General features: G+C 58.0%; 6 protein-coding genes and 3 tRNA genes. 4 read left to right on the forward strand and 5 right to left on the reverse strand.

What is annotated here, in order from left to right; all coding sequences use genetic code 11:
• Position 1: 1 nt before the first annotated feature.
• The gene (locus tag AC3WLP_RS23055; protein ID WP_088513088.1) at positions 2-2437 is read right to left on the reverse strand and encodes a hypothetical protein; all 2436 of its coding nucleotides are present in this window, start codon (positions 2435-2437) and stop codon (positions 2-4) included.
• Between the two features lie 173 nt (positions 2438-2610).
• Positions 2611-4419 (reverse strand): hypothetical protein, encoded by a 1809-nt coding sequence (locus tag AC3WLP_RS23060; RefSeq protein WP_088513087.1) that lies wholly within the window; start codon positions 4417-4419, stop codon positions 2611-2613.
• Between the two features lie 357 nt (positions 4420-4776).
• Here AC3WLP_RS23060 and AC3WLP_RS23065 point away from each other — a divergent pair, with 357 nt between their 5' ends.
• From AC3WLP_RS23065 to AC3WLP_RS23080, 4 genes are all read left to right on the forward strand, one after another.
• A complete protein-coding gene (locus tag AC3WLP_RS23065) occupies positions 4777-5184 on the forward strand; it encodes a hypothetical protein (protein WP_012053317.1) in 408 nt (135 codons plus the stop codon).
• A gap of 4 nt (positions 5185-5188) precedes the next feature.
• The gene (locus AC3WLP_RS23070) at positions 5189-10360 is read left to right on the forward strand and encodes an RHS repeat domain-containing protein (RefSeq protein ID WP_088513086.1); all 5172 of its coding nucleotides are present in this window, start codon (positions 5189-5191) and stop codon (positions 10358-10360) included.
• 270 nt (positions 10361-10630) lie between these two features.
• Positions 10631-13204, forward strand: a complete 2574-nt coding sequence (locus AC3WLP_RS23075; protein ID WP_017147842.1) for a fimbria/pilus outer membrane usher protein — start codon at positions 10631-10633, stop codon at positions 13202-13204.
• Complete coding sequence (locus AC3WLP_RS23080; RefSeq protein ID WP_014754094.1) at positions 13204-14292, forward strand: fimbrial protein; 1089 nt, start codon at positions 13204-13206, stop codon at positions 14290-14292. The genes AC3WLP_RS23075 and AC3WLP_RS23080 overlap by 1 nt, the downstream gene beginning before the upstream one ends.
• Before the next feature lie 101 nt (positions 14293-14393).
• On the opposite strand, the gene AC3WLP_RS23085 is transcribed toward AC3WLP_RS23080, so the two are convergent.
• The 3 genes from AC3WLP_RS23085 to AC3WLP_RS23095 all read right to left on the reverse strand — a co-directional run bounded on the left by AC3WLP_RS23085 (position 14394) and on the right by AC3WLP_RS23095 (position 14716).
• Positions 14394-14469, reverse strand: a tRNA-Gly gene (locus AC3WLP_RS23085).
• Positions 14470-14472: 3 nt separating this feature from the next.
• Positions 14473-14548: transfer RNA gene (locus AC3WLP_RS23090), tRNA-Glu, on the reverse strand.
• Between the two features lie 92 nt (positions 14549-14640).
• A tRNA-Gly gene (locus tag AC3WLP_RS23095) sits at positions 14641-14716 on the reverse strand.
• Positions 14717-14718: the final 2 nt, after the last annotated feature.

Raw genomic sequence — 14718 nt, forward strand, 5'->3', positions numbered from 1 at the left:
ATCAAGCCTCCTTGACACCGGTGTTTTGCTTGACCTGTTTCAGTTGCTCGATGTAATCCGGGTCGAAGGGTAATGGAAGCACGACGTAATCCCAGGCATTGGGCCTAGCCTTTTCAATCGCTGCAAGAATGACGTAATCGCTGTCCTTTTCGTTGATTGTATAAACACCCGTCTTTTCATCAATATTGCCCGCCCCCCTTACGGTGTACCAATCGACCGTCTCAGGCGGGATTAGCTCAGGGTCCATCATTCCCCCTGGAGTCCAAAGCTCCAGCGCCAGCTTTCCTTCTTCCGGCTGCGTAGCCTTGAGCACGCCAGTGACAGGGAACCACGCTATGAGGATATCGAAGACGTCCGTCTCCCCCCCAGCGGATACCCGCACAGTGTCCAGTTGCAACACGCGCCCAATCGTGTTCGCAGCACCCGGTTGATGGGTCGGTGACACATAAATGCGCGCGTTCGCACCCGGGGGAATCTCAAGGTTATCGTCGTCGGCGTTTGGCTCACGCAAGGCGCCTTTCGCACCGCCCCCCATGCTCCACTGCAACTGTTCATCCAAGCTGCCACCTATCAGCAGGTAAGTGCGGGGTTTCGCCGGAGGCTCCGGCGAATAATTGGCGACCTGTAGAAGCGGAAAGGCCGAGACTTTTCTAGCTACGACGGTCACCAATGCCCGACTGATACTGTCGCCTGATTGGGCCTCGACGATGACCTGCTTCGAGGCACCTGTGAACTTGTCCCGCGTCGGCGCGGTATAGGTGCCATCCTTGATAGAACCTATTTCACCCTCTGAGCCTGGCACGGGCTTGACAGTCCAGGTAACTGGGGCGTTGGGGGGAGTCGTCAGGACGAAGTCCTGACTTGCACCGGCCCCAATCGATACCTCTAGAGGTTCAATGGCAAAGGCGGTGAACTTCGGTGCCAGGGTACCCAGCAACGACAGGTCGCCGGGGGCATGCACGGAAACGGGTTGAACCGCTTGTTCACTGCGGAACAGCAACCCGTTCAGACGCAGTACATCAATCGAGGCCCCGACTTCTTCGATGGCGGAAGTAAACTTCTCAAATGCTTTTTCCATCGGTGGTTTGACGTGAGGGGCACAACGATCGGTAGTGAACCCCCAAAACATCCCTCTCACATCAGTATCGTCGTCAAGCTCAATATCCGTACGAAGACTTTTCTCTCCGGGTACAATGGTCACCCTACCTTTATTCGGACCTTCGCTTTCGATGCTGAGCAAATATTCCTTCTCAAAGGTGAAGATGAAAACTGGTTCTCGCTCCCCACACGTATGCACCGAACTCCAAGTAAAACAACACCTGACTTCAACCGGCGCATGACACTGCCACCTGAATTTTATTTTGCCCTCTTCAAAACTAAACGAGCCCTCATTACCCTCACTCGCTAGACTAAAGGGGGAAAGCCGCCCATAGTCGAGCGTCGCACCCGGGTCATTAAACACGAACTCAGGAATATTGGCCTTCAACTCACCATAATTCGCCCGCACAATAAAACCATTTGCAGATTCCTCATACGTCGGCTCAATTCCACTGAATTCGGGTATTTTTTTTATCATCTTGGCCACGAGGTCTTTTGCCCACGCCGCATTGTGCAAAATGATATTTGCCGTATACGCCTCGCCAGTTGGGGGTTGCGGCAGTAAATACGGAAAACCTTTATCGTTCGCTGGCCAATCACCGACCGCCCCACCATTGAAGGCCACGCCAACCAGTACCGCCCCCTCTTCAAGTTCGTCCGGGTCAGTACTCGCGACCGTCTGGCCGGCCTTGGCCAGCGAGTGCGTTCGTACCGAGAAGAAAGTCGGCTTCAATTCACCTTCCACTGGCGCGAGCGTGTTCAGTTCCCATACCTGCTCTTCCACATCCCTGCTTTCAAACTCTCTCCGAATAGCTCTACCCACGTCGTCGTTCAAGTCCTTCCACGCAAACACTTCGAACGTATAGGCCGTACCCTCGGCCAAGTTCAGTGTCACCCGCCCCTTGTCATTAATGTTGCCCCCGTTGCTCTCTTTGAGAGAGATGTTCATATGCACGTACGGGGCGGTCAGTGGATCGACCCGAGAGATGCTCAACACTTCCAAGGTATCACCGGTTGACTTTTCCCGCAGATGCTTGATGGTGCCGCCAATCATACGCAGGCTCAACCGCGCATCAGAGCTACCAATGCTCGAGTTAACGAAGGTCAAGCTGGGTTTGCTGAAGGTAAGCTCCGACAGATCAATATAACTACCCGTCTCGCTTAGATGACGCAGGTTGATAGGTCTTAGCCAATGGCTACCGTCGAAACGCTCGATGTGTTCCTGGGTCAACAGCATGTTGGTTTTAAAACGATCATAAACCAGTATAGCCCCCCAATTTTTCGTCTGGGGCTTTTCTCCAAGGTATTGCAAATATTGAGCAAGTGTAGGCCTAGGCATTTATTTAACCCTCTGAACTCTAGAAACAAGAAAGGTGCATCACAGACTGCACAGCAGTGTGCCCGCACAGCATTACAACAAAACAACCTGTTGACAGCGCTTTACTTAAAATCACTCAGCGCCTGTCATCGCTGGAAACAAAACACCAGCGCTTGATGCGCGACAATTTGAGACTAGTCGACTAACGTCAAGTTATTAACACGGAAGGGCGTATAGTAAATTCCACCGTCATAGCTGAGCCGTGGATACAACGTGAAGCCATCACCCACGATGAGCCGCTTCAATATGTCCTTGGGTAACTTCGCCTTCACCCCGGTCTCGACTTCCCCCGGGGAGACTTCGACAGCATCGTGAAACACGTATTCCTGCTCGCCCTCTGCCGTCACGCCGACGATCGACAAGGTCAGTAGTTGCTTTTCAGCAATGAAGTACCAAGTTCCCAGCTCCAGGTCGGCACCGTCTTCAGGCACTTCCGAGAGCGGCAGCTCTTTACCAACGACACCCTTGCAGATAATCTGCGGCAACTGTTCATGTGGCAGTGGCGCTACTCGCAGGTGGTAGGCCACCGAGTCGAAATAATCAGCTTCATCCGCTTCGTTGATCACCCGGTAAAACACCTTGAAACGCCTGGATTCATCCTTGTCACCCCGCGCCATATTCGCCACGACATACTGCGCCGGGATGAAAAAACGCAACGGGTCATCTGTGCTCGCCGGCTCCTTGGCCACGTATTGGCCCCATTCGGAATGCCCCATCCAATGCACCTGCACGCGTTCTCCAGGCGCGACAACGCCGGTGGGCACTACAACATATACGCCGTCAACACCAGACAGCGCCTCCATCGTTCCCCAATCTGGCGTTGCATCCGGGTTGGCACCCCTGATATCAGGCGCCACCAGCGCCTCTCGCATTGGCAGTATCTCTACCTGCAACTCGCTCGAACTCAGGCTTTCGCCCGGTCGGCCGTATTGGTAGCTCAACCACACCGTCGTGCCCCCATTGGCCGCCAAGGTTTCGCCAGAAACCTGAAAAGGGATCGAGGCCGCCTCCATGGTGCTGGGATCGACACGCACCGACTGGATCAGGTCCCCCACCGGGCTGCGCCAATGCATGACAACGCGGTCAGACGACGCCATCGAAGGGTACACCGGAACCCGGATCGTCACGCCCGAGCGGAGCTTCGCCGGCTCCAGCGGTTCGCCCTCCGCATACCCATCGATGGCAGGCTTTTCAAGGGGCTGGGGCAAAGTCGCGCCCGAGTCGATTTCCCAGCGTTGGACAGGCGAATCGAGCTTGCTGCCGTTCTTCAATTCAATGCTGTAAGACCCCTCTGCATGGCCCTTTTCCAGTAAGCTGAAAAAATTTTTTGGAACGGTGGCCGATAGGGCTTCCTTATCGAAATGGTCTTCATCGACTAACAGCGTCCTGGACCAATCATCATCTTTAACCCCATCTTCGTCATAGCCGACCACCTTGAGATGGACTTTGTCTCCCGGCTGCATGGCCTGGTAGGGAGCGACAAGCACTGTCATCACACCACCGACGGGGAGCTTGCGGGGCTGAATGACCAAGCCGTGCGAGGGCAGCGCCTGTAGCACCGCTAGCGTCTCGCCTCCCTCTTGCGGGCGCACCCCCACATAGCAAAACTGCCGAAGTGACTCCAGCGGGTTGCCACCGGATGGGAATACGGTGTAGGACAGAAATGCCCATCCGCCAGCGGCGCCTCGGATAGTTGCGTTATCGATCTTTACCTCGACCCCATCTATCGGGTCGACCGGGTACCCCGCGCCTGTATCATCGAAAGCATCACCGCCCGGGTTAGCCCCTATCCAGCGTGGACTTACAGTATCTGCGCCATCCATACCCGTGTACTTAATACGCACAACCAATGCATCGGCACCCAATTTATCCAGATCTATCTCATCACGTTCATTCAAATCAGGGATATGCGGCTTCTCGGGTGCAGCTTTCAGCCCACTCATGTCAAGCGACCTCAGGTTAATTACCCTTTACGCTGAAACGTCGCAATCGCTGATCAACCTGCCAATTTGAACAGGACGAATACGTCGACGCCATCGCATGGGCGACTGTAGGAGTGCCAGCTGAACGCTACGCCCTGGAACCCTTGGGCCTCGTCTGCCAGCAACATATTTCAGCAAAGTTATAGCCCTGCTCGGATCGGTCGAACAACTGGTAAAACTGCTAGGTGCGCGCCAGAGAAAGCCCCCCTAGCCTGTATGCGAATACGTGAGGCCTATGCGCATCACTTTCGCTCATGGATGTCGCGGGCACTCCAGCTGCGGCACACCCGATCCACACGCTGACATGAGACGACCAGTATGAACACTGAAAGTGCCCCCCTCCAGTCGGGCATTATAATGGTTACCGACCCGGACCAAGACTTTAACGAATTAATCGTCCCGGAAAAATATGGCGAAACATTCACACTCAACGTGACGCTTTCTAAGCCACGTAAAATCCAATTCTCCGACATACCTTCCGCCTCAATCATTACATTGAGTGGCTATAACTGGTCAGTAAAACTCAAGACCACTCACCACCCGGCCGGCCTGGAGCCGAACGATATTGACTACTACGCGAGAACTTACGATAACAACGCCTTCATCAAGGAAGGGCTGGGCGTGGAGGTCATGGAAAAAACCGGTACAGCGAGCCGCGATTCACTAAAAAAAATTGAGGTCACCCTTTCGAAACAACCTGGCCTCCCATCCACTTCGCGAGAATAATGTCATGTCCGTGCATTCCAACGCCTTCAACTTTTCAAGTTTCGTTCAAGGCAGTGTCGACCCGCGCACCGGCCAATATGCGTTAAGCATCGACCTGCCAACACTTAACGCCAATAACCTGTGCGGTCCCGACCTGCCGTTGCAGCTTAATTTCAACCCGATGAACAACGAGAAGACGGGGTTCGGTACTGGCTGGAGCCTGAAACTGACGCGCTTTACCGTCTCCAGCGGCATGCTCAACCTGCACAGCGGTGAAAGATTCAAGGTCGACAACAATGGTCCTGGGGAGGCTGCCGTCATCGCGGAGCGTAAGCTGGAAAGTTTTCACTTCAGCGATATCAGCGAGGGCGAACAGAAACGCTTTCGCATTGCGCACAAGTCGGGCCTGACCGAAATCCTCGAACCACGCGACGCCAACTATGATTGGGCAGTGCCGGTACGGGTACTGGCGCCGTCAGGGCATGGCATCAACCTGCACTACGCACCAGACAAGACCACGCCGCACCTGACATCGATCAGCGATGACAGCAAGCGCGTGTTACTGCGCATTGATTACACCGGCAACGCCGAGGTACTTGTAGATATAAACCCGGGCACCGAGGCTCATGCCCGGTTTACCTTGGGACTGCAAGGTGGTCACCTGACAAGTGTGAACCTGCCGGGCCCCGACAAAGCAGCCTGGCAGTTTGACTACGTCGCCTATGATAACGATACCCTGTACTACCTGACCCGCCTGGAAAACCCCGTCGGTGGCATCGAAACGATTAGGTACAAGGTGGACGGCCATGCGTTTCCAGGGGTGGAAGGCAAATACCTGCCCTACGCCACCGAACACATCCTTCAGCCCGACCCGCTGGACGATACCACCTACCTGAAAAACACCTACGCGTTCAGCAACAACAACTTCCTGGGCAATGGTGCCGGCGTCAGTTGGTCCGACACGGGTCTAGACATTCTCTACGACTCCCCTGATCCCACCTTCCGTTATCAGTCCACAGCACACCACCACCTGGGCGACCAAGTGCTGCGAACGGTCACACGCACCTTCAACCGCTTTCATCTCCTGACCGAACAGGTCACCCAACAACAGGGTTGCATCGAAACCGTCACGACCAAGTACCACGAAGTAGACAATCTGAACTTCAAGGCTCAGCCCAACCATTTCCAGTTGCCCCACCAAGTGACCAAGTCCTGGACGCTGGACGGCAACTCCAACAAGCGCCGCGATGAAACCCTGGTGACCCTGTACGACACCTTTGGCAACCTGACCGAGGAGATTCAGGCCAACGGCATACGCACGGTACGCGAGTACTACTCCAATGGATGCGAAGGCTGCCCGGAAGACCCAGAAGGCTTTGTGCGCAACCTGAAATGTGAAACGGTCTACCCGGCGCCCGTGGCCGACAGCTCACTGGATGCTGCTCCGATCAAGCGCAACCGCTATCGGTACGTCAAACTACCCGCTCTGGCCCAGGCCACATCCCAGCAACTGCCCAACCACTGGCTGGCACTGGAGAACGAGGACACCTTCGAGGTCAAGATCGAGGCACGCGCTGGCGGGCAGAAAGCAGAAACAGAACACCTGCTGCACAGTAATCACCGCTACTACCTGAACATGCCTGAAAATCCACTCTTGCATGGCCGCACCGACAAGCATGAGTTCAGCATGAACGGTTTCTCGGCCAGTACCGCCTGGCGCTATGAGATCACCAATGATCTCGACGGTAATCCTACCTGGCTGCAGACCAAAGAAACCTACAAAGCACCCGGCGGCACGCTCGAAACGACGACCCGCGCCGCGCAGTCGATCCTTAGTGGCCAGTTGGTCGAAGATGAAGATCTCAATGGCGTGGTGAGCCGCTTCCGCTACGACATGCTGAACCGCCTGATAGAGCACACTACGGCGCCCGACAGCGTTTACCAGGCCACCCGTAGCTACGCCTACCGATTCTTCATCGATGAGGGACGAAAACGCTCCTATGACCAAGTCACTGACGCCAAAGGGGTGATCACACGGGTGGTTTACGACGGCCTGAACCGGCCGATCAGGGAAGAGCGCGAGGTCATCGTTGCTGGCGACCCAGCAACGCGCCTGACGCGCACGCTATCGACGTCACGCTATGACTCGGCAGGCCGCCTCACCCGCGAGACGCTCTACGACTACCCACCTGTCGATGCCGGCGCACAGGCCCCGCAACAGCCCGACGTCACCACGACCTATGACTATGGCTACGACGGCTGGGGTGCACGCAGCCAGGTATTCCGCTCGGATGGCGTCACGGAGTTCACGGACTCCACACCGTTCGGCGTAGGCGGCGATCTGGTCACCGAGTGGATTGAAACCCGGGACCAACCGGGCGTCAGGCAGAATGTGCGGGTCAGCCAGCTGAATGCCTTCAACAAACCATCCTACGAGTACCGCCAGATCGAAGAGCCAGGTCAACCACCGGTGCAAGTCGGCCGCACGGACTACGTCTACGATGGGTTTGGCCGCTGCACCCAGGACACTTTCAGCTCCACCACACCGGGCAGCAAGGCAGTACCCCGCATCCGCAAATTCAGCTATGACGTCTGGGGACGCATGTACAAAACCGTGCGCCCGAACGGTAGCGCGCTGCTGCGTAGCTTCGTCGGGTACAGCGTGGAGGAACTCACCACCAGGCTGGAAGTGCAAGAAGCGGGCAGCGACACCGCCGAAACGGTATTCAGCCGCAGCTACGATGGCCTGGGCAGGCTGAAACAGGTGAAGATCGGCCCACGGATCGAGGACTACGACTACGTGACGCAGACCTTGCTGATCGACAAGCGTACGGCTTACGCACAAGACAAGAACCGCAAGCGCGTCATCCAATACAATTACCTGCCGCAGCTGACTGAACAACCCACCATGCTGGATGCCAGTATCGAAGTGCCAGGGCAACGGCATTCCACTACGCAGGCCATCTTCGGCTACGACAAGACCACCGCGCAGATATCGAGCGCCGACAACGGCAATGGCCGACACGGGTATGAATACACCCAGGAGGGCTACCTGGCTAAAGACACCTGGATGGTCGGTGGCAAAGAGCAACACCACAGTGACTACAAACACTCCCTTCAAGGCAGGATACGCACTCGCAAGCACTCCGATGGCCACGAGTGCGAATACGGTTATGACGCCGAGGGCCGCGTAAACAGCATCAGCCAAGGGGCGCTGCACAGTGTTCTCAAGTACAACAGCCAGGGTTTGCTGTGCAGCACCGAAACCCGTGACGGCGGGAATGCCGATCGCCGCGTGCTGTGCACCCAGACATACGATGCCCTGGGCCGTGAGAAAACACGCACGCTGACCGTAAATGGCGCTGCAGAACAAGTGTTGAGCCTGGAATGGTACGACAATGACTTGCTCTATAGCCGTACGCTGGTTCGGGACGCAAAGGAGGTGCGCAAGGAAACCTTCGAGTACGATGAACTCGATCGCTTGGTCCAGTACACCTGCACTGGCGAGGACCTGCCCAGCGACACCAAAGGGCGCCAGATCAGTGTCCAGCTGTTCCGCCTCGACGATTTGGACCGGCTAACCCGTCGCGCCACCGAGTTTGCCGATGGCAACAGCGAGAGAGCCGACTTTACCTACAAAGAGGATGGCAGTTTCCAATTGGAAAAGGTTGGCTATCGCCTGTTCGAGGGCTACACCGCCCAACAGGCCTTCGACTATGAATGGCAGGCATTCGAAGAGGAGCAGACATTCGACGAAGAGCAGACGTTCACCTATGACGAGCAAGGCAACATGCTCAATGACGAACTTGGCCGCAAGCTTGAGTACGACACCCTTGGCCGTTTGCAACGGGTTATCGATGTCGACGGCAAAACCACGCTGGTGGAGTACCAGTACGACGGGCATGATCAATTGCTGGCATCGCGGCATGCCGACGGCCGCCAGGTACATCGCCGTTTCCTCGGCCATCAGCTGGACAGCACGCTGGAAAACGATGTCCTGACCCAATACCTGTACAGCGGCATCCAGCCCCTGGGCGTTCAGCAATACCCGGCTGCCCCCGAGGCCACACGGCTGCTGCACAGCGATATCGCCGGTAGCGTGGTCAGCGAAACCGATGCCCAGGGTACCCGCCACGCCAACTACAGCGTCTATGGCGAGCGCCCTGCCGACAACGGCATGCGCACCCTGCTGGCGTTCAACGGCGAAGCCCGCGAGGAAGCGCTTGGCTGGTATCTGCTCGGCAGCGGCTATCGTGCGTACAACCCAGGACTGATGCGCTTCCACAGCCCAGACTCGCTAAGCCAGGAGGAAGCAGGCATCAACCCCTACCTGTACGCCCTAGGCAACCCGGTGAACTGGCGCGACCCTACCGGGCACCGTGTCCAAGGCATCCCTCCTGACCGTGTACCACCATCGTATATCGACCCGCCCGAGAAGCCCAAAGCGCCTTGGGGTGCGTGGATAGGCGTGGCCGTAGCCGGGGCGATATTTCTCGCTTCGGTATACTTCATGCCGTGGTCGGCGCCATTGAGTCTTAGTTTACTCCCTAAGTTCACCTTGGGGGTCGCGGGTGTCACCGCCAACGGCCTCGCGTTCGCTGGACAGATCTATATCGCCGTCAACAATGATGAGGACCAGAACCTGCAATACATACTCTTTGGACTCTCCTTTGCGGGCGGTTTCGCTTCGGGGGTCGGGATCAAGGCTACCAGAGCGGCGCTCCACGCGGCCAAAGCGGCTGCCGCCAGAACGAGTGGAATAAGCGCAGCGCTCAAAAACATGGGCGAGATGAACGCAGGTATCATCAAACAGGGGGGCAATCTCGCACCAGTGGCAAACGCATCTCCTGCCGGTGGGGGTATGCTCTCCCGAGCCTCGATATCGGCTACCAGGGGAAGTAACAGCCCAAGGATCTTGACCAGAACAAATTCTAACAGGTCGGTGGTTAACTCTTCGAATACTTCTCGGAATTCACCTAACCCCACCCGTTCCAACTCCGTCACGAGCCGTACCTCGAACAACAATTCCCGCGGGGAAAACTTCGCTGAGATAACCCAAAATTCTGGTCAATCGTCTGGCACTTCAACGCCGTCCTCACCTGTCTGGCTGAAGGGTCCACCGGATTTTACGAGAGCATTCGAGTGGGCAGAACCAGGAAAAGGTATACGTTCCGGATACTTTAGATATTTAGATTAATGACCTGCGGACTGACCCCAACCAAGTTCCCGCTGCGCAACGCAGCGGGAACCTTCCCACAATGCATTACCCCTCGCTCACGCTGATTACTCCGCCAGACACTGAAGACTCTTCCTACATTACCTCACCCCCGCCCCGCCTAACCTAGCGCCCTCGAACTCGGCGTACACCGTCTTTTGAAGCACCCCTGCGCCGCTGCTCGCTACACAACACAGCCACCCCACCGGTACTGCCTTGGCACTGACCGGTAGCGCAGCTCAGGACCCCCCAATGCCTCGACTCGATCGGCGCAGGCACCTGCCATCACGCCTACGCCTTGCCCCGCTTTCGCCACTGCTGGGTGCCTTTGTGACCTTGGCACCCGCCACCTCCACGCTTGCCGAAACCTCACCTGTCACGTTCCAGGCAGGCTTCATGCGCCAACCCCCTGGCCAGGCGACGGATGCCGGGGCGGTGGCGCTGCAGAGCCTGGCTGCACATACGCCGCTACCAGCAGGGCGCTATCGCGTTGCCCTGCTGGTAAACCTTGCCCCCATCGAAGAGCGGGAGCTGGAGTTCCATGCCGCAGCCAATGGTAGTGGCCTGCAACCCTGCCTGACCGGCGACGTGTTGCGTGCCCTGGACCTGCGCGAGCAAGCGCTTGAGACAGCCCTGCCCGAGGATGATAGCTGTGTCGACCTGGCAACCCTGATCCCGCAGGCCAGTGTCGACTTCGACCCGGCGCAGCTGCGCCTGTCGTTGTCGATCCCACAGGTTGCCCTGCGCCAGGACCGCTCGGGCAACGTGCCGCAAGAGCGCTGGGACGCGGGCATCAATGCAGCGTTCGTCAACTATCAGGTATCGGCCCAGCACAGCAGCCTGCGCGAAGGGCGCAACACCAGCAGCCAAGACCTCTACCTGAACAGTGGGATCAACCTGGGTGCCTGGCGCCTGCGCAGCCAACAGGCACTGCGCCAGGGCGATGACGGTACACGGCAATGGAGCCGCAGCGACACCTACGCCCAGCGTGACCTGCCCGGCCTGCGCGCGAACCTCACCCTGGGCGAAACCTTTACCGGCAGCGATGTATTTCGCAGCTTTGCTTTTTCTGGCGTGCGCCTGGCCTCCGACCAGGAGATGCTCTCCGATACCCTGCAGCAATATGCTCCGGTCATCCGCGGTGTTGCACAAACTCGGGCGAAGATCGAAGTGCTGCGCAACGGCTTCCCGATCTATTCCAGCTATGTAGCCCCGGGACCGTATGCCATCGACGACCTCAGCGTCGGTGCCGGTCACGGTGAGCTGGAGGTGGTGGTGACCGAAAGCGATGGGCAGGTCAGCCGCTTCATCCAGCCCTATTCATCGCTGGGGAGCCTGCTACGCGAAGGGGTGTGGCGCTATACGGGCACCGCTGGCCGCTACAACGGTGCCGAACACCTCGACAAGCCAGGGTTCTGGCAAACCACCCTGGCCCGCGGCGGCACCTGGAACAGCACGCTTTATGGCGGCCTGCTGGCCAGTGACTACTATCGCGCCTACGCACTGGGGGCGGCCCGCGACTTCGCTGACCTGGGTGCGTTATCGCTGGACGTCACCCAGGCGAGCACCGACCTGGGTGGTTCGCTGGGGCAAGTGCAGGGGCAAAGCGTTGCCCTGCGCTATGGTAAAAGTTTCCAGACCCGCACCAGCCTGCGCTTTGCCGGCTACCGCTACTCCACCGAAGGCTACCGCGACTTTGACGAAGCCGTTCTGCAACGCAATGGCGCTTCGCGGTTTGCCGGTAGCCGGCGCAGCCGCCTGGAAGCCTCGGCATACCAGACCATGGGCCAAAGCAGCTCGCTGAGCCTGACCCTGTCGCAAGAGGACTACTGGCGCAGCGACTACCAGCGTCGTCAGTTCCAGTTGCAGTACAACACACGCCTGGGTGACCTCGGGGTCAATCTCTTCGCTTCGCAATCACTGAGCGAACGCAATACCGACAGCAGGATGTTCGGGCTGAGCCTGAGCCTGCCACTGGACTTCGGCCGCCGGCAGACCACCCGTTTCGACCTGCAACGCGTCAACGGCCAGTATAGCGAGCGCGCCAGCCTGCAAGGCGGTTTGCTGGATGACCGCCTCAGTTACTATGCGGCACTGGCCAACGACCAGAACAACCGCAAGAGCGGCAACCTATCGCTTGCCTACCAGGGCAGCCAGGCCAGTTATGGCGTAGGTTACAGCGAGGGCAGCAACTATCGCACCCTGTCGCTGAACGCCAGTGGCTCGATGCTGGCCCATGCCGACGGCATCACCTTCGGCAGCTACATGGGGGAGACCACGGCGCTTGTACACGTACCCGACGTCGCCGATCTCGGCATGCAGAATGCCACTTCGACACGGACAGATGCCGATGGATACCTGCTGGTCCCATACCTGCGCCCCTATCGGGTCAATTCACTGGTACTCGACACCGACCAACTGCCCCCCGAAGTGGTCATCGACAATGGCAGCCAGCAAGTGGTTCCACGCCGAGGTGCAGTGGTCAAGGCCCGCTTCGACGCACGCCGGGTGGTGCGCATGGTGCTCACGCTGCAACACCCCGACGGCCGCCCACTGCCGTTCGGCGCCGACGTCAGCGATGCGCAAGGCAAGTCACTGGCCGTGGTCGGCCAGGCTGGGCAAACCCTGCTGGCAAGCACCCAGCAAGGTCCGCAACACCTGACGGTACGCTGGCAGGACGACGGCAATCAGCACTGCCAGGTGGCAGTGAACCCGCAAAACCTGCCACTGCTCGATGGCTTCCGCATGCAAACGCTGCAATGCCTGCCCGTATCGGTTGACGACACCAAACCGGCATCTGCCGACGACTCACAGGAACACGCCTAATGACCCCGCCCCACACCCGCCGCCTGCGCCTGCTTGCCTTGACCCTCTGCAACCTCATGCCCTGGCTGGTGGCGACCAGCGCGCAGGCCAACTGCAGCTGGGGCGCTGGCAGCGCAACCTACATGACCTTCAAAAACCAGAAGGTCAGTTTTTCGATCCCGCGCGATGCACCCGTCGGGACGCTCATCGGCGAGGCCAGTCTATACGCAAAAAATGACCAAGGGGCGACCTTGACCTGCTTCTATAACGCAGCCAACCCAGTCACTGCCAAGCTGCCCAACAGCGCACCACCGTTCGTCGGCAGCCTGCCCCTCATGGGCAACAAGAACGTGGATGGCATGGTGATGCAGACCAACATCCAGGGCGTGGGCGTTGCCATCGATCTTGGCTACCCCTTCAATGGCAGTGCCGACAATACCTTCACGCCCGACGCAGGCACTGGCATCCCCTACACCGGGACCATGACCAGGCCGACCTCGTTTGGCCTGCCACTGGACGCAATCCGCGGCAAGGCCAGCTTCATCAAGATTGGCGATATCGACCCAGGGCCGCAAGAAGTCGACGTGGAGGTGTTCCATGGTTTCATCCATGACTTAGGCAAAGTCATGGATTACAAGGTCCAGGCCACCATCACCCGCGCACAGTGCTCCCTGGCAGGAAACCAAGTGAATCCCGGCCTTGTGAACATGGGGGAATACAGCATCGATGACTTCAAGGGCGTCGGCACGCCCCTAAGTTCCGTTCCATTCCAGATCACCCTCAACAACTGCGTGGACAGCAGTGCCCCAGGTGCCAAGCGTGCGGATATCCATCTGATGCTGGATACCAGCCAAGGCTCAGTCCCCATCGACCCCACCGAAGGCGTGTTCAGCATACTCCCGGGATCAGGCAGCGCCGACGGCGTCGGCATCCAGATACTGCGCAGCGACAACACCACAGCGATGCCCCTGCAGTCCGAGCAGTTGATCAAGGAACTGGATATTGGCCAAACCGTGCTGCATTTCAATGCCCGCTACGTGCAGACCGAGGCCCGGGTGACACCTGGCGTGGCCGCTGGCGCGCTGAACTTCACCGTTCACTACCGTTGAACCGTGCAAGCCCCTGAACAAGGGGCTTTAGCACAGGGTTGTATCGGGGTGAAATCGAGACGAAAAAAAAGGGACCTGAGGTCCCTTTTTTATCTTACGTTTGGAGCGGGAAACGAGACTCGAACTCGCGACCCCGACCTTGGCAAGGTCGTGCTCTACCAACTGAGCTATTCCCGCATTTGGCGTCCCCTAGGGGACTCGAACCCCTGTTACCGCCGTGAAAGGGCGGTGTCCTAGGCCACTAGACGAAGGGGACACACAACACTTTTCAGTGCACCAGAACATGAACCTCACGATTCAGCCTGGATTTTCTTTTCCTGCCCCGCCGCTAAGCAGTGCCGGAGAAACTGGAGCGGGAAACGAGACTCGAACTCGCGACCCCGACCTTGGCAAGGTCGTGCTCTACCAACTGAGCTATTCCCGCAT

It is taken from the genome of Pseudomonas sp. FW305-E2 (genome assembly GCF_058782925.1).

Bases quoted from the DNA above. Each gene is read 5' to 3' on its own strand.
- AC3WLP_RS23055 (WP_088513088.1), bottom strand. From the start codon at position 2,437: ATGCCTAGGCCTACACTTGCTCAATATTTGCAATACCTTGGAGAAAAG.
- AC3WLP_RS23060 (WP_088513087.1), bottom strand. From the start codon at position 4,419: ATGAGTGGGCTGAAAGCTGCACCCGAGAAGCCGCATATCCCTGATTTG.
- AC3WLP_RS23065 (WP_012053317.1), top strand. From the start codon at position 4,777: ATGAACACTGAAAGTGCCCCCCTCCAGTCGGGCATTATAATGGTTACC.
- AC3WLP_RS23070 (WP_088513086.1), top strand. From the start codon at position 5,189: ATGTCCGTGCATTCCAACGCCTTCAACTTTTCAAGTTTCGTTCAAGGC.
- AC3WLP_RS23075 (WP_017147842.1), top strand. From the start codon at position 10,631: ATGCCTCGACTCGATCGGCGCAGGCACCTGCCATCACGCCTACGCCTT.
- AC3WLP_RS23080 (WP_014754094.1), top strand. From the start codon at position 13,204: ATGACCCCGCCCCACACCCGCCGCCTGCGCCTGCTTGCCTTGACCCTC.